At 64.2% G+C, this 23,360-nt stretch carries 18 protein-coding genes; 8 read left to right on the top strand and 10 right to left on the bottom strand.

Annotated features, from left to right (window positions below; genetic code table 11):
* Positions 1-12: 12 nt before the first annotated feature.
* Entirely contained in the window at positions 13-2,073 is a 2,061-nt protein-coding gene (locus tag H6979_10325; GenBank protein ID MCP5140242.1) for a TonB-dependent receptor, read from the top strand.
* 6 nt (positions 2,074-2,079) lie between these two features.
* On the opposite strand, the gene H6979_10320 is transcribed toward H6979_10325, so the two are convergent.
* Both H6979_10320 and H6979_10315 read right to left on the bottom strand, forming a co-directional pair.
* Positions 2,080-4,191 carry an HD domain-containing protein gene (locus H6979_10320; GenBank protein ID MCP5140241.1) on the bottom strand — a complete coding sequence of 704 codons (2,112 nt, stop codon included), beginning with the start codon at positions 4,189-4,191 and terminating at the stop codon, positions 2,080-2,082.
* Positions 4,164-4,814, bottom strand: coding sequence for a transglutaminase-like cysteine peptidase (locus H6979_10315; protein MCP5140240.1), 651 nt, complete (start codon positions 4,812-4,814; stop codon positions 4,164-4,166). Before H6979_10315 ends, H6979_10320 begins: the two co-directional genes overlap by 28 nt.
* Positions 4,815-4,883: 69 nt before the next feature.
* Between H6979_10315 and H6979_10310 the strand changes: the two genes are divergently transcribed.
* The 6 genes from H6979_10310 (at position 4,884) to H6979_10285 (ending at position 11,407) form a co-directional block, all read left to right on the top strand.
* The gene (locus H6979_10310) at positions 4,884-6,164 is read left to right on the top strand and encodes a DUF560 domain-containing protein (protein ID MCP5140239.1); all 1,281 of its coding nucleotides are present in this window, start codon (positions 4,884-4,886) and stop codon (positions 6,162-6,164) included.
* Between the two features lie 176 nt (positions 6,165-6,340).
* Positions 6,341-7,486 carry a hypothetical protein gene (locus H6979_10305; GenBank protein MCP5140238.1) on the top strand — a complete coding sequence of 382 codons (1,146 nt, stop codon included), beginning with the start codon at positions 6,341-6,343 and terminating at the stop codon, positions 7,484-7,486.
* Between the two features lie 25 nt (positions 7,487-7,511).
* Complete coding sequence (locus tag H6979_10300) at positions 7,512-8,096, top strand: VPLPA-CTERM sorting domain-containing protein (protein ID MCP5140237.1); 585 nt, start codon at positions 7,512-7,514, stop codon at positions 8,094-8,096.
* 12 nt (positions 8,097-8,108) lie between these two features.
* Positions 8,109-9,296, top strand: coding sequence for a L,D-transpeptidase family protein (locus H6979_10295; GenBank protein MCP5140236.1), 1,188 nt, complete (start codon positions 8,109-8,111; stop codon positions 9,294-9,296).
* Positions 9,297-9,335: 39 nt separating this feature from the next.
* Positions 9,336-10,634, top strand: a complete 1,299-nt coding sequence (gene icd / locus H6979_10290) for an NADP-dependent isocitrate dehydrogenase (GenBank protein MCP5140235.1) — start codon at positions 9,336-9,338, stop codon at positions 10,632-10,634.
* 17 nt (positions 10,635-10,651) lie between these two features.
* A complete protein-coding gene (locus H6979_10285) occupies positions 10,652-11,407 on the top strand; it encodes a hypothetical protein (protein MCP5140234.1) in 756 nt (251 codons plus the stop codon).
* Positions 11,408-11,446: 39 nt separating this feature from the next.
* Here the strand turns inward: H6979_10285 and recQ are convergent, their stop codons facing one another.
* Genes recQ through ilvN form a run of 6 tightly spaced genes read right to left on the bottom strand, consistent with a single transcriptional unit; the run spans position 11,447 to position 19,008 of the window.
* Entirely contained in the window at positions 11,447-13,285 is a 1,839-nt protein-coding gene (gene recQ / locus H6979_10280) for a DNA helicase RecQ (GenBank protein ID MCP5140233.1), read from the bottom strand.
* Positions 13,285-14,337, bottom strand: a complete 1,053-nt coding sequence (locus H6979_10275; GenBank protein ID MCP5140232.1) for a hypothetical protein — start codon at positions 14,335-14,337, stop codon at positions 13,285-13,287. Before H6979_10275 ends, recQ begins: the two co-directional genes overlap by 1 nt.
* A 55-nt stretch (positions 14,338-14,392) precedes the next feature.
* A complete protein-coding gene (gene glpD, locus H6979_10270; GenBank protein MCP5140231.1) occupies positions 14,393-16,000 on the bottom strand; it encodes a glycerol-3-phosphate dehydrogenase in 1,608 nt (535 codons plus the stop codon).
* 20 nt (positions 16,001-16,020) lie between these two features.
* Positions 16,021-17,325, bottom strand: coding sequence for a glutamate-5-semialdehyde dehydrogenase (locus tag H6979_10265; GenBank protein ID MCP5140230.1), 1,305 nt, complete (start codon positions 17,323-17,325; stop codon positions 16,021-16,023).
* A gap of 11 nt (positions 17,326-17,336) precedes the next feature.
* Positions 17,337-18,488, bottom strand: a complete 1,152-nt coding sequence (locus H6979_10260; GenBank protein ID MCP5140229.1) for a glutamate 5-kinase — start codon at positions 18,486-18,488, stop codon at positions 17,337-17,339.
* Between the two features lie 19 nt (positions 18,489-18,507).
* Complete coding sequence (gene ilvN / locus H6979_10255; protein MCP5140228.1) at positions 18,508-19,008, bottom strand: acetolactate synthase small subunit; 501 nt, start codon at positions 19,006-19,008, stop codon at positions 18,508-18,510.
* Positions 19,009-19,254: 246 nt separating this feature from the next.
* On the opposite strand from ilvN, the gene ilvB reads away from it, so the two are divergent.
* The gene (gene ilvB / locus H6979_10250) at positions 19,255-21,054 is read left to right on the top strand and encodes a biosynthetic-type acetolactate synthase large subunit (GenBank protein MCP5140227.1); all 1,800 of its coding nucleotides are present in this window, start codon (positions 19,255-19,257) and stop codon (positions 21,052-21,054) included.
* Here ilvB and H6979_10245 read toward each other — a convergent pair.
* Together H6979_10245 and H6979_10240 are read right to left on the bottom strand one after the other, a co-directional pair.
* Positions 21,051-22,496: an aldehyde dehydrogenase family protein gene (locus tag H6979_10245; GenBank protein ID MCP5140226.1), complete on the bottom strand. Its 1,446-nt coding sequence runs from the start codon at positions 22,494-22,496 to the stop codon at positions 21,051-21,053. The genes ilvB and H6979_10245 overlap by 4 nt on opposite strands.
* The gene (locus tag H6979_10240; GenBank protein MCP5140225.1) at positions 22,493-23,356 is read right to left on the bottom strand and encodes a DUF1838 domain-containing protein; all 864 of its coding nucleotides are present in this window, start codon (positions 23,354-23,356) and stop codon (positions 22,493-22,495) included. The genes H6979_10245 and H6979_10240 overlap by 4 nt, the downstream gene beginning before the upstream one ends.
* Between the last annotated feature and the right edge of the window lie 4 nt (positions 23,357-23,360).

The following is a 23,360-nucleotide window of genomic DNA, read 5'->3' as shown; positions in this document are numbered from 1 at the left end:
AGTACTCCGGCGATGCCCTGTCTCCGGCCTGGCCTGGCCAGCGGTCTTGCCGCCTTGCTCATTGCCGGCACTGTATCGGCCGCTGATCGCGGGCTGCCCGAAGAAATCTTCGTCACCGCCACCCGCTACCCGGTCACCGCGCTCGATCTGGCCGGCAATACCTCCCGCCTCGATACCGCGCGGGTCGAACTGCTGAACGCCAGCCATATATATGAATCCGCGGCGCAGATTCCCGGCACCTGGATCACGCGCGCCGATGGTCAGGAAAGCATCACTGCCATCCGCTCACCGGCACTCACCGGACCGGGTTCCTGCGGCAGCTTCCTGTTTCTCGAAGACGGTCTCGCGATCCGGCCCACCGGCTTCTGCAATGTCAACGAAACCTTCGAGATGGTGTCCGAACTGGCGAGCGCCATCGAGGTGATCCGCGGGCCGGCTTCAGCCCTGTATGGCTCGAACGCCCTGCACGGCACGCTCAACGTGCTGCTGCCCGAACCGGGACCGGACCTCCTGTATGTCAGCGGCGAAGCCGGCTCGGAAAACTTCATGCGCGGGAAGCTGATATGGGGCGATGGCAGTGGCGACGGCGATGGCCTGATCGGCGGCATGGTCTACGATCACGCGGATGGCTTTCGCGACTCGGCCGGCTACAACCAGGCCAAGGGCTTCATGAAATACGGCACTGATCTGCGCGGCGGGCAACTCGAACTCGGCTTCAGCGGTACCGTGCTGGACCAGGACACCGCGGGATATATCTACGGCGAGGATGCCTACCGCGACGCGACACTGCGCCACACCAACACCAACCCGGATGCATACCGGAAAGCGAACAGCCAGCGTCTGCAAGCCAGCTGGCAGCCGGATGGCAACCGTACCGACGATGGCTGGAAGGTGCTCGGCTTCCTGCGCCGTTCGGAAATGGATTTTCTGCAGCACTTCCTGCCCGGCCAGCCCGTGGAGAAGAACGGACAGCTCAGCGGCGGCGCCACGCTGCTGCGTTTTGCGAGGCTCGGTCCGGCGAGGATCACCGCCGGCTTCGATACCGAAATCGCCGACGGCTACCTGGAGGAAACCCAGGGCAGTGCGGATGCCGGCAACCGGCCGCAGGGCCGGCACTACGACTACGACGTCTGGCAGTATCTCGCCGCACCCTATGCACAGGCCGAACTGCCGATCGCTGCGCGCTGGACACTCCGTGGCGGCTTGCGCTTCGAGTGGCTGCGCTATGACTACGACAACCGGATGCCGGACGGCAATACGCGGGACGATGGCTCGGCATGCACGCCGCCCTGTCTCTACAACCGGCCGGCAGACCGCAGCGACAACTTTACAACCCTCGCACCGAATCTCGGCCTGCTGTTCCGTCTGGACCCCGAAAACTCCTTCTACCTCACACTGGCCCGCGGTTTTCGCGCACCGCAGGCGGCAGAACTCTATCGCCTGCAGGCGGGCCAGAACGTCGCCGACCTGAAGTCAGAAACCATCGACAGCCTGGAACTCGGCTGGCATCACCAGACCGCGCATCTGAACCTGTCGGCGGCAACATTCACCATGCACAAGAATCACTACATCCTGCAGGACTCAAATCGCTACAACGTGAGCGACGGCGAAAGCCGGCACCTCGGTGTCGAACTGGAAGTCGAAGCGCGCAGCGACAACGGGCTCTACGCCGGTCTTGCCGCCACCTGGGCAAAACAGACCTATGCTTTCAGCCAGCAGATCGCCGGTGGTGAAACGATTGTTTCAGGCAATGACATCGACACGGCACCGCGCACATTGGGCAGCCTGCATCTCGGCTGGTCAGCCGAACCGTGGCTCGCGGAACTCGAATGGGTGCACCAGGGCCGCTATTTTCTGACCGCACAGGAAAACCAGCGTTACGACGGGCACGACCTGCTCAACCTGCGCGCCGCCTGGTCAGTCAACGCCAACTGGCGGGTAACGGCCCGCATCAACAATCTCAATGACACGGCATACGCCGATCGCGCCGACTACGCGTTTGGCGAGTATCGCTACTTTCCTGGCCACGACCGCGAACTGTTCCTGGAACTCGGTTACCGGCGCGGACCGTAGCCGCGTTCAGGACCAGCTGGACCAGTCGCCGCGATTCTCGACGACGTGGAACAGCGCCGCGATCACCCGGCGGTCGAACTGGGTGCCAGCGCCGCGCAGCAGCTCGGCCAGCGCATCATCCATGGACATCCCCTGCCGGTAGGCACGCGCACTGACCAGCGCGACGAAGGCATTCGCGACCGAGAGGATCCGCCCCGACAGGCTCATCTCTTCTTCGGTCAGCCCCCGAGGATAGCCACTGCCGTCCAGACGCTCCTGCTTCTGGGCGATGACATCGAGCACCGGCCCATCGAAGTCCAGGCCCTTGAGCAGCTCCAGGCTGTAATTGACGTGTTTCTGCAGCAGTTCGCGGTCGGCTGCCGTCAACGGTTCTGTCTTGGTGAGCAGGTCGCCCGGCAACATGATCTTGCCGATATTGGCCAGTGTCGCCGCGAGTCCCAGCGTTTCCTGTTCGTCCGTCGGCAGATCGAGTTCGCGCGCAACCGCCTGCGCCACTTCCGCCATGCGGTTCGCGTGATGGGCCGAGTACGGGTCATGCAGATCCACCGCATCGGAAAGTGCGCTGACCAGGCTGCGCAGCATGTCTGCATGGTGCTGCTCGGCCAGACGCAGGTCGGTGACATCACTCAGCACCAGCAGGACCAGTTGCCTTCGCTCGCCGATCCGCTCGACCGGTATGAAGCTGGCCTGGTAACTGCCCAGCGTGGAATCGATCTGCAGCTGCATGACGCGCTGTACCGGCACACGCCGCCGGCGCGCTTCGTCGCTGAGCGCGGCGATCTCGGCTGCCATGTTTGTGCCGAATATCGCGCTGATCCGGCTGCCGACCATGCCGGCTATCGTGTTTTTTGCCGCATTCGCCGTGGCCTGGTTGGTAAACACCACTTCCTGGTCGCGGTTCATCAGCACGGTCAGCACATCGATATTGTCGGTAATCGTATGCAGCAGATCGGTCTGCTTCTGCAGCTTGGCAGCCTTGCTGCGCAGCTCTTCCGCCTGATGCCGTGCGCGCACGCTGCTGCCGTGGCGCCACGCCGCCACTGATAGCGTCGCGATACTGAACAGCAGCAGGGACAGCGTCGCGAGCAGAAAGCGCCGGCGCTCATCAGCCGTGCTCAAGGCATCCTTCGCGTTGACACCCTGAATCAGCACCCACGGCTCGCCGGCAGATACCAGGCCACGGATCCGCCGGCTGACCTGCAATACCGGCACACCGCGATAGTTGTCGAGGCTCACGAACCGGCCCGGCGACAGCACGGCGGCAACTTCAGCAAGATCGGAACGCTCGATCGGCAGGCTGCGGCGCAGAGGCGCGCCGCCATCCTGGGTCGGCGAAAGGAAGACGATGGTGTCGTCATGGCGCGCCACCAGCAGGGTTTCACTCTCTTCGGCAAAGGCCGGCCCGCGACTGAGCAGCGGATAGAGTTCCTGCTCGGCGCTGCGCACACCGATGAGCACGCCGTTGGGCGGGCCGCCACCGGTCAGGGAACCCGACACCGCAGCCACCGATACCGCGATCACCACGACGGCGCGGTCCTGGGCATCAAGCCGCAGATCGACCAGCGTCGTGCCGGGGTTCGCGAGTGCGTGACGCATCACGTCACCATAGCTGTCCGCCAGCTCGCCGAGACCCGATGTGACCACCACCGGCCGCAGTTCGGCATCGAGCAGCGCCAGGCCGTAACTGAGCGAACGCGGCAGGTTGGCCGGAACGCGGGCAGCGGGATCGGGCATATAGCCGCCACGCTCGGCCGCTGCGAGCATGAGGTTGCGCAGATAGGCTTGCTGCGCCGACTCGACCTGCGCGCCATCCGGCGTCTGCTGACGCGCGCGCACCAGCTGCCACAGGTAGAGCTGCAGCGATGCGTTGTTGGCCAGTTCGCGCAGATCGCGCTGATCGGCAGCCAGCGACCGGGACAGCGCATCGGCCTTGCTGTCGGCCACCAGGCCGAGGCGCGTCTCCCATTGCAGGAGGTCGCGCTGTCGTTCGTTCTCTATATATATGTTGATCAGCACTCCGCCGGCGCCCACCAGCACGACCAGCGCCAGAATGGCCGCCATCACCGACCGGCGGATATTTCGCTGCTCGGTCATGGCGTACGCGGGACGTGAATCCACCAATGGGATTCATTGATGGAAAACACCGGCGCGTAGTGGACGACATCCCGCTGCGAAAGCACCGCCTGCACCTGGTTGTCGAGAATGAACACGTCGGCACCGCGCGCAACCGCCAGCACCGCATGGGGCACGCGCAGATTGGTGTCCTGCACGATCACCAGGCGCATGTCATCGTCCGGCAGGCCGAGCCAGCGCAGCGAGAAGAACTTGGTGATGGCGTAGTCCTCGCAGTCGCCACCGTTGTTCAGGAACTCGCGCGGGATTGCCCAGTAGTCCTCGACGCCATAGTTCTGCAGATCGAGCACGTAGTCACGACTGTTCGCATAGAGGTTTACGGCCTTCAGCTGCTCGCCTGCGGGCAGCCGGCGAGTCTGGTCGATGAAGCGCCGCCACTCGGCCATATGACAACGGTTGATCGTCCGTGCAGCGCAGTCTCCATCCTGCAGGTCGTCAGCCAGATGGCGTTCGAGCACCCGCAGCCATTGGGGGAAATCCGCCAGCCGTTGCTGGGGTTCCTGGGCATAGCCGAACAGGTCTGCCGGAAAGGCCTGCGCCGCATTCTGGCCTGCGCCGAGCAGGCAGACGGCAAGCAGCCGGAGAGTTGCTTTGACAAAAGCCGACATGGTTAATTTGAGCTGTGGATCGTCATCAAGTACTGTGTACAAGTGTTTGCGACTAGAACAAAAAGGATTATGGAAAGCAAGCTCTTGCGCCGATTGTCGCCAGCCCCCTTCCTGGCTCTTCTGCTGATCTGTACGCCGCTGCTCGCCGACGATCTGCAGGACGACTTTGACCAGGCCATGCAGGCGATCGACCAGAACAAGCTGCGTACGGCACGGGAACGCCTGACCAGCCTGCTGACCACGAACCCGAGCCTGAGCCGGGCGCGGCTTGAACTGGCCCGGGTGTACTACCTGTCCGAGGACTATCCCAAGGCACGCGAGGAAGCACAGCGCGTAGCCGACGACCCGAACACGCCGCCGACGGTGCGCGCGACGGTCCTCGCCTTCCTGGCCCAGATCGACGCCGACCAGAAGAAAAACACGGCCCGGCATACCTGGACGCCCTCGATCTATGCCGGCCTGATGTATGACTCCAACGTCAACGTCGGACCCACACGCGACATCATCGACATCAACGGCAACCCTGCACTCGTGCTGCCCGAATCACAGGAGAAGGACGACTTCGGGATGGTCATCAGCCCCGGCATCGCCCACACCTGGAATCCGGGCCGGCGTTTCGATGCCGGTGAACAGCAGGGATATTTCCTGTGGCAGAGCCAGGCCAACGCCTACTACCGCGCCTACGCCGATGAGAGCGACTACAACCTCGGCATCCTGACCCTGCGCACCGGTCCCGCCTGGGTGGTATCCGGCCACTGGCGCGCCGGCATCGCGCTGCAGGGTGACCAGATCTTTCTCGGTGGCAGCAACCTCGCCTGGTTCACGACGCTGAACCCGAACATCACCTGGGACCTGAGCAGCAACACCGAGCTGTCGCTGGATGGCATCGCAACCGATCGCCGCTATCACGACAATGATGAAGACGGGCGGGACGGCGTGTACCTGAGCGCAAATGCAGTCATCACCCACTACTTCCGGAACCATACGATCGGCGTACAGGGCGGCATCGGCTATGCCGACTTCAATGCCGACGATGATCGTTTCGGTTACAACACGCCGGACCTGATGCTCGGCGTCATCGTTGATGCCTGGCAGGGTGGCTCGGTATACGCGCGGGTCAATTACCGGAACTACGAATTCGACGGACCGGAGCCCGCGCCATTCGCGCCGACAGTGCGCGACGAGGACGAAATCCGTCTGACCCTGGGTTTTCAGCACGAGTTCCGCAGCAATGCATTGCAGAACTGGGTGTTGCTCGGCAGCTGGGTGCACACGAACAACGATTCGAATGTCGCGATCTATGAATACGATCGCGACGTCGTCAATCTCGGCCTGGCGCGTAATTTCTGAGACAGAAAGTCAAATAGACAGCTTATGGAAAATGTGACGCAGTTCACACAAAAGTACGCAACCGGTGACCTGCGACACGATTCGGTGTAGAAAGATAAACAGCTGTCCCTGGATGGACAGGCAATAAATATAACGAGGGCAAGCCGCGCTACAGCGGTGCCCCGGGGAAGACCAGCATGAAGACCTTCAGTCTGTTGACCGTTCTGTTCTTGTTCGCTTCACCACTGGCGGCGACGGCAGCCGGCGCACCCCAGTCCGATGCCGACTGCGCCGCCCTGATCGAGCGCTGGGCGACCGACCCCAAGGCTGCGCCGAAGCAGGTGATCAATGACTGCAAGGACCAGCTTGCCCAGGCCGCGGCGCTGCCTGTCGCCGCTGCGCCCGCCCGGATCGCGGCCGTTGATCCCTGTGCAGGACCCGGTGCAGCGGACTCGGTGCTCTGCTGGGGACCGTGGGCCAGCGTGGCACCGGCGGCCGGCTTTACGGAAGACCCGTCGCAACAGCCCATACCGGATCGCGAGATCTGCGATGCGCGCACCGGGCAGTGCCAGCCGCTGCTCGCAGCGGTTCCGCCCGAGCCACCGCTCGGCAGCTGCACGCCCGGAACGCCTTGCGGATTTGCAACCATCGTCAGTGGCACCGCTTTCACGGATGACGCAGAGGACACGGCGTTCGGACGCTTTGACATGGCGCCCGACAGCACCCGCTTCAGCATCGCCCCGGAAAGCGGCGGAGAAAACATCGAGTCGGTCGCGATGACCACCTATGCCGACGGTCCGGGTTATATCCGCGCTAGCGGCAGCGAGGGAGATATCCTTTCTTACCTGAATGCCAGCATGGAACAGGATGGCGAGGGGCAGGCCCTGATCGCCTCTGATCTGTGGGCCCACGGCACGCTCGAAAGCGCCCGGTCAGGTCGTTTTGCATGGGGCGTTGCCACCAGCCAGGCGGGGCTCGACACGCTCAACGCGGGCAACGTCAGCCTGAACTTTGCAGGGGCGATGGGGGTGGACCCCGCCACGGTCGGCTCCATGACCATCGCCTTCGGCACCAACCCGACCTGGACCGGCAGCTGGACCAACCCCGCTTACAGCTTCGGTGCCGGTGGCACGGTGAGTGGTGCGGATCTGATTTCACAACCGGGGCAGTTCACGAGCAATGTCAACGCGGCCCAGAGCTTCGTGCAGGGCGCACTGGTGGGTGAACAGGGTGGCCCGCGCGGCATCGCTCACATCATTGATGTCACAGTCGAGGGACAGGGCCGCATCAAGGATATAGGCCTGCTCCGCGAAGTGATCGGCACATCTGTCATCAACCCCTGACCGGCTTGTTTACGCGAGAAACGCCATGCAAAAAATCCAACGCCTGACTGCCACGCTGCTGCTGATCGTTACCGGTACTGCCGCGCAGGCTGCCAGTCTCGCTCTCATGCCCTCTGCTGGCACAGTGCAGCAGAACAGCGCCTTTACCGTAAACCTGGCACTCAATGCTGCGGAAGTACCGGGCACACACCCGGGACAGCACGGTGGCGAAATCAGGGTGAGCTTTGACCAGACCCTGTTGCGCTACGATGGCTTCAGCCTGACGACTGGTCTCGGCTTTATCTACTCGCCGACGGTCACCACGAGTGGCAATACCCAGACAGTACGCCTCGGTTTCAACAAGGCTGCTGATACCGGTACGGTCGGTATATTCAGCTTCACAGCAATTGGCGTCACCTCCCCCGGCAGCCCGACAGTTCTCGATCTTCAGGATGCGAGCATTTTGGCCAGCAGCTTCGCCAACTATCTGCCCAACAAGCAGGCCTTCACCCCGACATTCATCGACGCGCAGGTGAATATCAGCGCTGTGCCGCTGCCGGCCAGCATCTGGCTGCTCGGGACTGCTCTCGGTGGACTGGCCGCACGGCGCCGCTTCCGCCGCACCGGCTGAGAGGCCACCGAATTGCGGGCCAGCATACTGGCCCTCGCGCTGCTGCTGAATACAGCGGCCTGGGCCGCACCACCCGAGGTACCGGCCCTGGTACCAGCCCGGGATCCGGCCTGGCACATCCCGCTTGCACCCGATACCGCCGGCGAATCGCAACGGCCCGAGGCCGTGCGGCTGCGCGAGGCACTCGCCCGTTACCGGGAGATCGCCGCTGCGGGTGGCTGGCCGGAAATCCCCGCTGGCACGATGCCGCAGGCCGGACAACGCGATGAGCGAGTCGCCCTGCTGCGTGATCGCCTGCGCATCGGCGGTGATTTCAGCGGCATACCGGCAACTGCCGATGCCTGGTTCTTTGATACCCCCCTGCAACAGGCGCTGCAGTCTTTTCAGCGCCGCCACGCGCTGCCAGAGTCGGGCCAGCTGGACGAGCGCACGCGCGCGGCGCTGAACGTGCCCGTCGCGGCGCGCATGCAGCAGCTGCAGGCCACGATCACGCGCTGGAACTGGCTGCCGCGCGACCCCGGACCGCGCTATCTGTGGATCAACGTACCCGAGGGTTCACTCGAGTACGTGGACCACCGCGAGACAGTGCTGCGCATGAAGGTCATCGCCGGCCATCCGAGCCGGCCCACACCGAGCTTCCAGGACGAAGTGCGGCAGATCGTCGTCAATCCGTCCTGGTCCGTGCCACCGACCATCGCCGTTGAAGACCTGCTGCCCGCCCAGCAGGTCGATCCCGACTTTTTCAGCCGGCTCGGCATCCGTGTGTTTCGCGGCAGCGGCCCGGATGCCCGCGAAATGGATGCCCGGAAGATCGACTGGCAGCACGTCAGCCCGGAGCGCTTTCCCTACCGGCTGCTGCAGAAACCGGGTCCGCTCAACAGCCTCGGCCGCTACAAGCTGACGATGACCAATACATTCGACATCTACCTGCACGACACACCGTCGCGACGACTGTTCGATCTGTCGAGCCGGACACTGAGTTCAGGCTGCATCCGCCTGGAGCAGCCGGAGGAGCTGGTCAGGCTGCTGCTCGAGGGAACGCCGCTGCCGGCCGGCGTCGCGGACCGGACCAGAACCCGGAACGTCACCCTCCCGAGACCGATTCCGGTCTATATCGTCTACCTGACATCGTGGGTAACACCTACAGGCGAGGTCAATTTCCGGCCAGACGTTTACGGGCGGGATGCCGGACTGCGATAATCCCCGGCTTCGCGAAGCTGTTTCCCCAAGGAACCCAAGATGGCAGAACCAAAGCTCAGCGCACCTGCGGGCGGCGCCAAGATCACCATCAGCAACGGCAAGCTGACGGTCCCGAACAACCCGATCATCCCGTTCATCGAAGGCGATGGCACCGGCCCCGACATCTGGCGCGCCTCGGTGCGTGTACTTGATGCCGCGGTCGCCAAGGCCTACGGCGGCAAGCGCAAGATTCACTGGCTGGAAGTCTTCGCCGGCCAGAAAGCCTGGGACAACTACAACACCTGGCTGCCGGACGCCACCGTCGATGCCTGCCGCGAATACCTGGTTTCGATCAAGGGCCCGCTGACGACGCCGATCGGTGGCGGTATCCGCTCGCTGAACGTCGCGCTCCGCCAGATGCTCGACCTCTACGTCTGCCTGCGCCCGGTGCGCTGGTTCAAGGGCGTACCCTCGCCGGTCAGGAAACCGGAAGAAGTGGACATGGTGATCTTCCGCGAGAACACCGAAGACATCTATGCCGGCATCGAGTTTGAAGCGGGCACCGAAGCCAACAGGAAGTTCCTCGAACTGTTCAAGGCCAACTTCCCGAAGGAGTACGGCAAGATCCGCTTCCCGAACACTTCGGGCATCGGCATCAAGGCGATTTCGCAGGAAGGCACCGAGCGGCTGTTCCGCGCGACGATCGAGTATGCGATTGCCAACAAGCGCAAGAGCGTCACGATCGTGCACAAGGGCAACATCATGAAGTACACCGAAGGCGCCTTCCGCAACTGGAGCTATGCGGTTGCAGAACGCGAATTCGGCAGCAAGGTCTACACCTGGGACCAGTGGGAACGCACCAAGGCCGACAAGGGCGAAAAGGCCGCCAACGAAGAGCAGAAAGCTGCACTGGCGAAGGGCGCGATACTCATCAAGGACGCCATCGCCGACATCACGCTGCAGCAGGTGCTGACCCGCCCGGCCGAGTTTGACGTGATCGCCACGATGAACCTCAACGGCGACTACCTGTCCGACGCGCTGGCCGCCCAGATCGGCGGTATCGGCATCGCGCCGGGTGGCAACGTCAACTACATGACCGGTCATGCCGTGTTCGAGGCCACCCACGGCACCGCACCGAAGTATGCCGACCTCGACAAGGTCAATCCGGGTTCGGTGATCCTGTCCGGCGAAATGATGCTGCGCTACATGGGCTGGACGGAAGCCGCCGACAGCATCATCAACGCGATGGACAAGACCATCGGCGACAAGACCGTAACCTACGACTTTGCGCGACTGATGGATGGCGCCCGCGAAGTGAAGTGCTCCGAGTTCGGCGACGCCCTGATCCGGAACATGTAGTCGTCTCTGCCGAACCCGTGTCCCGATACGAGGTTCTGCAGGCTGAACTGGGTCCGCTGACCCGTCGGCAGCATGTGGCGATCATGCTGCCGACGGTCATCGCCGCAGTTGCCCTGGCCTTCAGCGCCGGCAATTACCGCAGCGGACTGGCCCTGGCGCTTGCCGCCCTCCTCCTGCTGCCGCTGCCGCTGCACTTCCTGTGGCGAAGCTTCTTTTCCGCATACCGCAACGGCTCGGCGCGCCGCGCAACCATCCGCCGTGAACTCCGGCAACTGGACCGGCGCATTGCCGCGATCTTTGCCGGCTACCGTGAACGGCAGCAGGGCGAACACTTCAAGAAGGCATACGAACTCGCCGGCCGGCCGCTCCGCGACCTGGAGGAAGCACTTTCGGTCGGCATGTTCCGCGAGCGGCGCGAAGTTTTCGTCACCGCATTCATGCGCCAGGGCATCGCGGTACGCGTCACCGCCTCGATCGGTTCACCGATGCGCTGCTCGGCAGCCGACAATCCGGCGCGCTGGAAGGAACACGTCGAGCGGCTCGGCTGCGACGAGATCCGGCAGTATCACAACCACCCGGTACATGACGGACACACTTCGCCATCGCGGACCGATGTCAGAACCTCGAAAAAGCTGCGCGCGCTGCTCGGCCCGCACGGCGAGAGACTGCGATCACTGATCATCTGCTGGAATGCGGCCCGGGAATGGAAGGTCTTCGAGCACGATACGAGTGGCAAGCACTGGCTGCACTTCGAGTTCGATGCTGCTGCGTAGGCGCGGCGCACAGACCAACCCCGCTCAGCCCGGATGCGATCAACCCGGCTCCGGACTGCCGGTTGCCCTGATCAGCTGCAGGAAATCTTCGCCGTAGGCCGCCAGCTTGCGCTCGCCGATCCCCGAGAGCGTGGCGAGCGCCTCACGATCTGTCGGCCGCTGACGCACCATTTCCGCCAGCGTCGCGTCGTGGAATACCACATAGGGCGGCACGTTCTGGGCTTTGGCCAGCCTCATGCGCAACTCGCGCAGCGCTTCCCAGAGCTCACGGTCCGCGGCCGTGGAGAAACTGCCCGCCACACTGCTGCCGGACCTTGCGGCACCGCGCTTCGCCCGGCTTCTGGCCGCCGGCGCTTCGCGCCGCAGCCACAGCTGCTCCTCACCGCGCAGCACGGCACGGCAGGCGTCCGTCAGGTGCAGGCCGCCGTGCCCGTCCACATCGACGCTGAGCAGACCGCGCGCAATGAGCTGGCGAAAGATTCCGCGCCAGGCCGTCGCACCGATTTCCGTACCGATGCCGAAGGTCGAGATCCGGTCATGGCCAAAGCGGCGGATCCGCTCGTCATCCTTGCCCAGCAGCACATCGATCAGATACATCACGCCAAAGCGCTGACCGGTGCGGTGCACGCAGGACAGCGCCTTCTGCGCCGCCAGCGTCGCATCCCAGGTCTCGGGCGGCGTGAGGCAGTTGTCGCAGTTGCCACAGGGTGCGGGCAGCGTCTCGCCGAGGTAGGCCAGCAGCGCCTGGCGGCGACAGCCGGTCAGCTCGCAGAGGCCGAGCATCGCATCAAGCTTGTGGCGCTCGACGCGCTTGTGCGCATCGTCCGCGGTCGATTCGGCCATCATCTGCCGCAGCATGATCACGTCCTGCAGGCCGTAGCTCATCCAGGCGTCGGCCGGCAGGCCATCGCGCCCGGCACGACCCGTTTCCTGGTAGTAGGCCTCCACGCTCTTCGGCAGGCTCAGGTGGGCAACAAAGCGCACATTGGATTTGTCGATGCCCATGCCGAAGGCGATGGTCGCCGCCATGACCAGGCCTTCTTCGCTGATGAATCGCGACTGGTTGGCGCTGCGCACGTCGGCACTGAGGCCCGCATGGTAGGGCAGCGCCGGCACGCCCTTGCTGCCGAGCCAGGCGGCCAGGTCATCCACTTTTTGCCGGGACAGGCAGTAGACGATGCCGGCCTCGCCCGGGTGTTCATCACGGATGAAACGCAGCAGCTGCTCACGAGCGTTGGCCTGGCCCTCGTGCAGGCGGTAGCGGATGTTCGGCCGGTCGAAGCTGCTGACGAACAGCTGCGCTTCGTCGAGCCCGAGCCGGCTGATGATTTCCTGCCGCGTACGTTCGTCTGCGGTGGCCGTCAGTGCGATGCGCGGCACCTCCGGATAACGCTCGTGCAGTACCGAGAGCTGCAGGTACTCGGGCCGGAAGTCATGACCCCACTGCGACACGCAATGCGCCTCGTCGATGGCAAACAGGGCGATCGGAACCGCGTCGAGCAGCTCGAGCATGCGCTCCATCATCAGCCGTTCGGGCGCGACATAGAGCAGATCGAGCTCGCCGGCGCGCAACTCGCGCTCTACCCGGCGAACCTCGTCGGGGCGCAGTGTCGAGTTCAGGAAGGCAGCGCGCACGCCTTGCTGGCAAAGCGCTGCCACCTGGTCCTGCATCAGGGAGATCAGCGGCGAGATCACGACGCCGGTGCCGTAACGGACCAGCGCCGGAATCTGGTAGCACAGGGACTTTCCGCCGCCGGTCGGCATCAGCACGAGGGCGTCCTCACCAGCGATCAGGCTGGCAACCACCTCATCCTGGGGCGGACGGAAACCGTCGTAGCCGAACACGCTACGCAGGATATGCGCGGCCTGGTCCGGCATCAGCGCAACTGGTTGTCCGGCGTCGGTCCGAAGAACATCTCGAAACCCACGCCGATGCCGGGGTTGATTTCCCGCTTCTCGTCCAGCGTCTCGCGTGGCCAGGTCAGCGAAGACAGCAGATCGATGAACAGCCAGCGCCGGAAGACCTGCTGGCGATAACGAACCTCGACACCATAATTCTGTATGGGCACGTCTGCACCTGTTTCACCGCGCAGCAGGGCCGTATAGCTGATGGCCCGGCGTCCGCCAAAACTCTGGTAGACCGCAGCGCTGGTTCCCCAGTCCACGCCGGTGGTGTCCTCGGCAATGGTGCCGCTGTTGTTCCAGCGCAGCAGCAGGGTGGAACTCACGAGGTGATCAAATGCGAGCTGGGTCGTTGCACCGAAGCCGCGGCTGTCGCGCCAGAAGGGCGTCTCGCGGAAGCGCACCATGTTCCTGGGGTCAAAGATGAAGTTGTGCCTGTAAGTGGCCTTGACGTAGGGATCGACCGGAAAACGCAGTCGCACCCCGACACCGAAGTCGAAGCCGTTTTCCAGGTCGTCCTGCTTCGAGTAACCCAGACCAAGCAGCCAGGCATCATCGGTACCCGTCTGCAACGCGGCGGGCTGGGGATTCTCGGTATTGCCAGGCCGCTCCTCGACCAGTTCCTGCTCATCACCGCGGCCCAGGGTGAGCCGTGCCCGGTTCTGCAGGGCCGGAAGCGCCAGGCGCGCCCTGAGCTTGAGTCGTGTATCGAGATTGTCGCGCCGGTCCAGCGTCTCGTAGAGGCCGAGCCGGCCGTAAGTCTCGTTCGAGTCCTGGTCGTAGCGCGGATTGCCGAAAAGTCCGTCAAACCAGGCGGCCGCACCGCACACGCCTGAATAGACGCCACGCTGAACCTCGTCGATCCACCGGTCCGCGTCGGCACCCGACTTGGTGCACTGAGTGGCCGGCACTTCGGCAGGCGGCGTCGGCGGCCCGGCACCGGCATCGTCTTCCGCAGCCAGGCCCGGCTGGACCATCAGCAAGGACAGCCCGAGCACCCGGATGCTGCGTGTCAGTGGCATGTACATGACATAACTCTGCCTGATCTGGCCGCAAAAAGCTGGGCATCGGCACGCATTCGCCTTATGGGGCAGATACTGGATCCGCGGGCGGGCCGGATTCCAGTACGCGGATCTCAGCTTCAAAGGCCTCCCGCTCTTCAGTCAGGCGCGCGGCATCCCAGCCCAGATATTTCGTCGCCACCGGCAGCGCGAGTTCCAGGGCCGCGCGGCCGAGGTCGGGGCCCAAGCCGGCCATACAGCGACGCAACAGGATGTCGGCCATTCCAAGCGCAAATTCCTGCCGCACGGCAAACACGACTTCGGCCGCAATGGCGGCACTCCAGCTGCAGATGGGCTCGGCCAGATCCGGGTGACCGATCGTCAAGGCGGCGACCGCTGGCGCACGCACACCATAGACATCGACCAGATGCGCCTGACTGGCGGCAGTGAGTCCCGGTACCCGGGCAAGTTCAGCCAGAAGATCTTCGCGGCTGCCACCGCCGCCCGGCAATGCCAGCTCAGCGGTCGTACATGGCGGCGCTCGCATACCCAGACGGTGCACGACCTGATCGACCGCTTCCTCGGCCAGGTGCCGGTAGGTCGTGATCTTGCCGCCGATGACCGAATACAGACCGCGCGCCGTCCGCCCGTGATGACGGATCTGGTGACGACGCGTGATCGATGCGGTCTCGCGCAGTCCCTGACGGGGGAGCGGGCGCAGACCGCTGTAGGCATACAGCACATCGTCGCGCCCGAGTCCGGCCCCCGGAAAAACATGGCTGGTCTCGGCAAGCAGATAGGCGATCTCGCCCTCCTCGGCATGCACACTTGCCGGATCAGCATCGCACCGCGTATCCGTGGTACCGATCAGCACCAGGCCGTTCCACGGCAGGATGAAAAACGGCCGGCCATCGCTGCGCGCTTCGGCATAACAGGCCACATCAGACATGCCGGCAAAGCGGCGCAGCACGATGTGCGTGCCCTTGGTCGGGCCCATGAATCGCGGCATGGGACAGTCGGCACCGGCCAGAACGCGATCTACCCAGGGACCGGCGGCGTTGACGATGGCGGGCGCAGTAATGCTTTCCTGTCGGCCGCTGCGGCTGTCGCGCACCATCACTCCCTGCACCTGGTTGCCCTCCAGCACGATGCGCTCGACCGTCGTGTAGGTGCGGATCGTTGCCCCCGCCGCCCGCGCGGCCAGCGCATTCTCCACCACCAGCCGCTCGACGAAAGTGACCTGTGCATCGTGATACAGGATGCCGCCATCGAGTCCCTGCGGATTCAGCGCCGGCACCTCCGCCAGAGCCGCGTCACGCGACAGGCGTCGATGGCCAGGCAGCACACCGCCAATCGACAGCAGGTCGTAGACCCAGAGGCCAAAATCGATGGTGTTCATGCCGCGCCGGCTGTGCGCGAAAACGGGAATGAGCAGTGGCAGCGGCCGGACCAGATGGCCGGCGTTACGCAAGAGGTTGGCGCGCTCCTGCAGCGACTCGTGTACCAGCCCGAGCTCGCCGAACTCGAGATAGCGCAGCCCGCCGTGGATCAACCGGCTCGACCAGCGCGTGGTGCTGCTGCAGAGATCGGCCCTCTCGACCAGACAGGTACGCAGGCCGCGCAGCGCGGCATCACGGGCAATCCCCGCCCCGTTGATGCCGCCGCCGATGACGATCAGGTCAAATTGCATGCGCGCCGTCGCCGGCACGCCTATTTGGGCCGGGTCTGGCCGGTACCATGGACCAGATACTTGTAGCTGGTGAGCTGCTCGGCGCCGACCGGACCGCGGGCGTGGATCCGGCCCGTCGCGATACCGATTTCCGCGCCCATGCCGAACTCGCCGCCGTCGGCAAACTGCGTCGAGGCGTTGTGCAGCAGGATCGCGCTGTCCAGATCATGCAGGAACTGTTCCGCGGCCCTGGCATCACTGGCAATGATCGACTCGGTATGACCCGAACCGTAGCGCGTGATGTGCGCAATGGCCGCATCGATATCGCTGACCACGCGACAGGCCAGGATCGCGTCCAGATATTCGGTACTCCAGTCGGCCTCGGTCGCCGGCCTGACGCGGGCATCGAGCGCACACAGCTCGGCATCGCCGCGCAGTTCACAACCGGCAGTCACAAGTGCATCGGCAATCTGCTTCCAGTGCGTCGCCAGACAGTCGCGGTCGATCAGCAGGGTTTCAGCGGCACCGCAGATGCCGGTGCGCCGCATCTTGGCGTTCAGCACCACGTCCCTCGCCATCGCCAGATCTGCGGAACGGTGCACATAGACGTGACACAGGCCCTCGAGATGGCCCATCACCGGCACACGCGCATCGGCTTGGACGCGCGCGATCAGGCTCTTGCCGCCACGGGGCACGATGACATCGATGAATTCCTGCATGTTTGCCAGCAGATAACCGACCGCATCCCGACTCGCTGTCGGCACCATCTGGATGGCGGTCTCCGGCAAGCCGCCGGCACGCAGACCAGCCACAAGCGCCGCGTGGATTGCATGGCTCGAGTGAAAACTTTCCGAACCACCACGCAGGATCACGGCATTGCCGGACTTCAGGCACAGGGCTCCGGCATCGGCCGTGACGTTCGGCCGGCTTTCATAGATGATGCCGATCACGCCCAGCGGTACGCGGACCCGCTGGATGCGCAGCCCGTTCGGACGCGTCCATTCCGCAATGACGGTACCGACCGGGTCCGGCAATGCCGCAACCGCTTCGATGCCCGCAGCCATCGCCTCGACACGCTTCGCGTCAAGCGCGAGGCGGTCGAGCAGCGCCGCCGAGAGATTCCGTTTCTGTGCGGCCGCCATGTCGCGGGCATTGGCGGCGAGAATCTGCTCACGCTGCACGCGGATCGCCGCGGCGGCTGCCAGCAGCGCCTGCGTCTTCTGTGCAGTGCTGGTCCGCGCCAGCTCGCGTGCCGCCTCGCGGGCCTGCCGCCCGAGCGCGCGCATCGCCGCGGCGAGATCCCCGGCGGTATTGGTATCCGGCAACGCTTTCGGTGTTGTACTCATGATTGTGTGGCTCAGTTGTCCAGCAGGGCGAGGTTGTCGCGGTGGATCAGTTCTTCGCGGCCACTGTAGCCCAGCAGCGCGGCGAGTTCCTCACTGCGCCGCCCACGGATGCGCCGTGCCTCCTCGCTGGAGCAGGTCACCAGCCCGCGCGCCAGATCGCGGCCCTCACCATTGCGCACCAGCACCGCATCACCGGGCTGAAAATCGCCACTGACTTCAACCACGCCGACCGGCAGCAGGCTGCTGCCTCCGCGCAGTGCGCGCTCGGCACCCGCATCGATGGTCAGGCTGCCGCGCGGCACGAGCGTACCGGCGATCCACTGCTTGCGCGCCTGCCGCGGCGTGCGCGCCGGCAGAAACCAGGTACAGGCGGCACCGTCCTCGATGGCCTGCAGCGGAAACAGCCGGCGGCCACTGGCGATCACCGTCGCGCAGCCGGCATTCATGCAGATCCGCGCGGCCACCAGCTTGGTCACCATGCCGCCGGAGCCATACTCGGTGGCCGAAGCACCGGCCAGCGCCTCGATGGCTGGCGTGAGTTCGCGCACTTCCGGGATCAGCGTGGCGCCCGACTTCAGGGTCGGATCACCGTCGTAGAGACCATCGACATCCGACAGCAGCACGAGCACATCGGCACTGGTCATCTCGGCCACGCGCGCACCGAGACGGTCATTGTCGCCGTAGCGGATCTCCTGGGTGGCCACCGTGTCGTTCTCGTTGATGACCGGTATCACCTTCAGCCGCAAGAGGGTCTCCAGCGTATTCCGGGCATTGAGATAGCGACGACGGTTCTCGGTATCGTCGAGCGTGAGCAGCACCTGGGCAATCTTGATGCCACGCGGCTCAAGCAGATCCTGATAGGCGTGTGCGAGCAGGACCTGGCCAGCGGCAGCGGCAGCCTGTGCTTCTTCCAGACGCCGCTGATCGCGCTTCATGCCGAGATACTGCCGGCCCAGCGCAATCGCCCCGGAAGACACCACCAGCACCTGCTGGTCGCGGGCCTGAAGGCGGGCCAGTTCATCGGCGATGGATTCAAGCCAGGCGCGATTGAGCCGGCCCGATTCGCGATCGACGAGCAGCGAGGAACCGATCTTGAGCACGATCCGGCCTGCGCCGCGCAGTGCAGCGTTCCGGCTACGTGACTGTTGTGCCTCTGGCGTCATTGGCCGGCACTCCGGGCCGTCACGTCGCGCTCGAATGAGCCGGTGCCCCGCGTCTTACAGCCAGCGGTCCACTGCGCACCACAGAGCGAATTTCCGCGTGCACGGCCGCGCGGTTGATGAAGTTGTCGAGGCGGGCCGCTGCACCCGTCAGCTCGAGCGTATAGCTGTCGAGCCGGTCATCGAGTATGCGCGCGCCCTCTGTCTGCACCAGCTCCCGCATGCGCTCCAGTTCCTTGTCCTCTACCCGGAGCTTGAGCAACAGCAGTTCACGCTCGATGTGATCCCCCTCGGTGAGGTCAAAGATGCTGACCACATCGATGAGTTTCAGCAGCTGGTTGTTGATCTGGCGGACGACATGATCAGAACCGAGCGTCACCAGGGTCAGGCGCGACACGAGCGGATCCTCGGTCGGCGCGACGTTCAGGGATTCGATGTTGTAGCCGCGGGTCGAAAACAGCGCGGCAACCCGGGTCAGCGCACCGGCCTCGTTCCGCAACAGGATGGAAATAATGTGGCGCATCGGACAACCGGCAGGCAATTGAGGAAAAAAAAACGGGTCGGGAATACTCGCCCAGATCCACTTCTATTGCAATGCGGGAGTAGTTGGTTAAAACTCCTGAGCAGTCTTGCGGTCCACTTGTTTGAGAGCTGTTGAGAGACTGGAAGACCGTTCCTGCTGCGTCGCGATCATCACCCTGAACACAACTTTATGACAACACGGACCCAGACCGCCGAATCCAGACCCCACCCGCTTGCCGGCAAGCGCATGACGGGTGCTGAAATCATCGTCCAGGTACTCGTCGATGAGGGCGTGCAGACGGTATTCGGCTATAGCGGTGGTGCCATTCTGCCGACCTACGACGCCGTGTTCCGCTATAACGATGAACACCGCGATGAAAACGGCGTACCGCCGCTGCCGCTGATCGTGCCTGCCAACGAGCAGGGTGCGGGGTTCATGGCGGCCGGTTACGCCCGCGCCAGCGGTCGCGTCGGCGTCTGCATGGTCACCTCCGGCCCGGGGGCCACCAATACCGTTACGCCGATCCGCGACTCGCTGGCCGACTCGGTGCCGATCGTCGTGATCTGTGGCCAGGTACCGACCAATGTCATCGGCACCGATGCCTTTCAGGAGGCACCGGTCTCGGCGATCATGGGCTCGGTTGCAAAACACGTGTTCCTGGTCACCGATCCGCATCAGCTCGAGGAAACGGTGCGCACGGCCTTCGAGATTGCGGCGATGGGCCGGCCCGGGCCCGTGGTCATCGATGTGCCCAAAGACGTACAGAACTGGGTCGGCGAGTTCCAGGGTGCCGGCCGGCTGCCCATCGATGCCTACCGCAAGCGCATCGATGCGGCGATCGGCAGCGAGATCCCGGCCAGTGCCGCAAAGTCGTTCTTCGACATCCTGCGCGCCTCGCACCGCCCGCTGATCTACGCCGGTGGCGGCGTGGTCAGCGCCAACGCGTCTGCAGCCCTGCGCGCCTTCGCCGCACGCTTTGGCATACCGGTGACCACAACGCTCATGGGCATAGGCGCCTGCGACACGACCGACCCGCTGGCGCTGCGCATGCTGGGCATGCATGGTGCTGCTGCCGCAAACTATGCGGTCGATGACTGCGACTTCCTGATCGCGATCGGCGCCCGCTTCGACGACCGCGTGGCTGCCGTGCCGGACAAGTTCGCGCCGAAGGCCCTCAAGGTCGCACACTTCGATATCGATCCCTGCGAGATCGGCAAGGTCAAGGCGGCGGACTGGCACAACGTCGGCCTGCTCGACCGTGATCTGCGCCAGCTGATTGCCTGGGCCGACAGCCATGCGCTGCGCACCGACTTCAGCGCCTGGCACCGGGAACTTGACGATCTCAAGCGCACCTATGCGATGGACTACGACCGGGCCAGTCCGCTGATCCAGCCCAACTACATCATCGAACAGATCAACCGGCACACGCGCGGCAATGCCATCATCACCAGCGGCGTCGGCCAGCACCAGATGTGGTCCGCGCAGTACTTTGATTTCCGCGAACCGCGGCTGTGGCTCACCTCCGGCAGCATGGGCACCATGGGCTTTGGTCTGCCGGCGGCGATCGGCGCGCAGTTTGCCCACCCGGAACGGCTGGTCATCGACATCGACGGGGATGCGAGCATTCGCATGAACCTCGGCGAACTCGAAACCGTCACGACCTACAAGTTGCCGATCAAGATCGTCGTGCTCAACAACTTCGGCGACGGCATGGTGAAGCAGTGGCAGAAGCTCTACTACCAGGGCCGCCTGTCGGCGACCGACAAGTCCTTGCACCGCAAGGACTTCGTGCGCGCCGCCCAGGCCGACGGTTTCGACTATGCCGTGCGCCTCGACAGCAAGGCGGATGTGCCCAAAGTCATCCACGAGTTCATCAGTTTTCCGGGACCGGCATTCTTGGAAGTCATCATCGATCCGGATGCGGGCGTGTACCCGATGGTCGGCCCCGGCATGTCCTACGACCAGATGATCACCGGCGATTTCATTCCCAGCCGGAAGAAGGTCGCAGCCGAGCTGGACCCCTCCAGCAACAACTCGATGTTCTAGGAGGAAGTGGATTCCTCGAAAGCGCTCATGTCCTTCGCCACGCCGCGCTGAATGAGAAGGGCTTTCTTGCGCACAAAGCGCAGCAGCCCGGAAGCGCCCATTCGCGATGCGCCCATGCCCGACAGCCGGAAGGCATTCTTGTCGACATCGAAGGCCTCGCCGGTCAGCCCGCCGTCGTTGATGCTGACTGCACCGACAAAGAGCTGTCGTGCGATGGCCAGCGCTTCGGCCTCGTCGCCGAACACGGCCGCCGACAGCCCGTAGACCGAGTCGTTGGCCAACCGCACCGCTTCATCGGCTGTGCGAAAGCTCATCACCGGAAGCACCGGCCCAAAAGTCTCCTCGGTCATCAACGACATGTCATGCGTCACGCCGGTCACGACCGTGGGCCGCAGCCAGTAGCCGCCGCCATGCCGCTCGATCTCGCCGCCGGTCTCGATACGGGCGCCCTTCCCCACCGCATCGGCCAGTTGCGCCGCGATGATGTCTGCCTGACGGGCAAAGATCAGCGGGCCGATCTGACCCCGCCGGCTGTCCGGCCAATTGAGCGGCACCGCATCCGCACGCGCGATGAGACGCGTGACAAATTCCTTGCTGATCCGTGCATCCACATAGATGCGCTCGATCGACTGGCAAGCCTGTCCCGTAGCCTGCACGGAAGCGCGTAACACGATCGCCGCAGCCCGGTCCGGATCAGCAGAGGCCAGTACGATGGCCGGGTCCTTGCCGCCAAGCTCCAGAAAGGCCGGGATGAAGCGTTGCGCACAGGCCGCCGCAACCTTGCGGCCGGTCGCCACGCTACCGGTAAAACAGATCGCATCCGCGTGTTCGATGAGGGCGGCACCTGTTGCGCCGTCGCCGGTGATGAAAGCGCAGACACCGGCGAGCTCCGGAAATTCCGCCAGACTCGCCATCAGCGGCGCGATAAAACGTGGCGTCACTTCACTCGGCTTGACGATCACCGCACAACCGGCGAGCAGCGCCGGAATCGTGTCCAGCATCGACAGCAGGAAGGGAAAGTTCCACGGACTGATCACACCGACGAGCGCATAGGGCAACAGCTGTGTCTGTGCATGGATCCCCGGCGCGATGGAAGGCCGCTCGGGCGACTCGACCAATGCGGATTTCGCCAGCGCCACATTGCCGGCCACCATGCCACCCAGGGTATTGATCTCGCGCTGGGCCACCAGATGCCGGCCCGTATCGGTCACCAGCGCATCAAGCACCGGACCGGGGGCCGCGAGCAGGCGCGCCGACCACGCCTTGATGACTTCGGCACGGTGTGCCGGACCTGCCGCAGACCAGGCCACCTGGTTCGCTCTCAGGCGACCGGCCACAGCCGTGATCTCGTCGGCACCGGCCAGCGAAATACGGTAGTCAGCCTGGCCGGTGCGCGGATTGCGCACCGGCACTTCGCGGGATGCAGTATCAGACACGTTCATGGCTTCCTCGCATCGATCTGCTTCTTGAAATAAGTCCAGCTGGTCTCGTTGGGACGCTGGTCATCGAGCGGCGGCGGATTGCGGTATTCGGCATAGTTGCTGTTGATCTCGGCTTTCATCGTCGCCGACAGATCATCCAACTTGTCGAGCTTGCGGCCGGCTGTATGGAAATACAGCATCCCCGCCCGATCACCCATTTCCATCCATGGCAGCCACGACGACAGACGCTGCCAGCTCACAGCAGTTCGGGCGGTATCACGCTTGCGGTCGTTGAGATCGTCGATATCGCCAAAGAAATTGAACAGCTCGGTCGCATGGTAGGTGCCACCGATGTACTGCTGGTAGTCGCCAGCCAGCGGGTTGGGATAAAAGAGCGGCACCGGCGTGCTCAGCCACCACTGCTTGCCCAGCACCTCGAAAGGCAGATTGACCGGCTTCCCGTCGCGCCCGACCACCGAGTAGTTGCCATTCACCGGATCGTTGGCCACCTGCACCACTTCAACCGTCTTGCCGGTCCACGGATTGGACCAGGTCTTGAGAACCTCGCCGCTCGCCGGGTCCTCGTAGAGCAGGATTTCACGGGTAACCAGACGGAAATCGACCTTGCTCTTTGCATTGGCCAGCGGCCCGCAATGACGGGTATTCATGCCCTCTACGCGGAACAGCAGGCGGTCCGGTTCTCCCGGCACGCGACTGTAGGCAACGCCTTTCCAGTAGAAAGTCACCGGCTTGCCATCGACCTCCGAGCACTGGATGCGGCGCAAGGCTGCAATCTGTCCTTCAGGGGTCTTGAGGTCCAGCGGCGCTGCGCTCACCGCAAAACTCAGCAGGACGGCAAGCGCAAAGAAAAGCCCTGACATGGTG

This window comes from Chromatiales bacterium (assembly GCA_024234935.1).
GTDB lineage: Bacteria > Pseudomonadota > Gammaproteobacteria > Steroidobacterales.
Note: the sequence above shows the minus strand (reverse complement) of the source record. Positions and strands in the feature narration are given on the sequence as shown.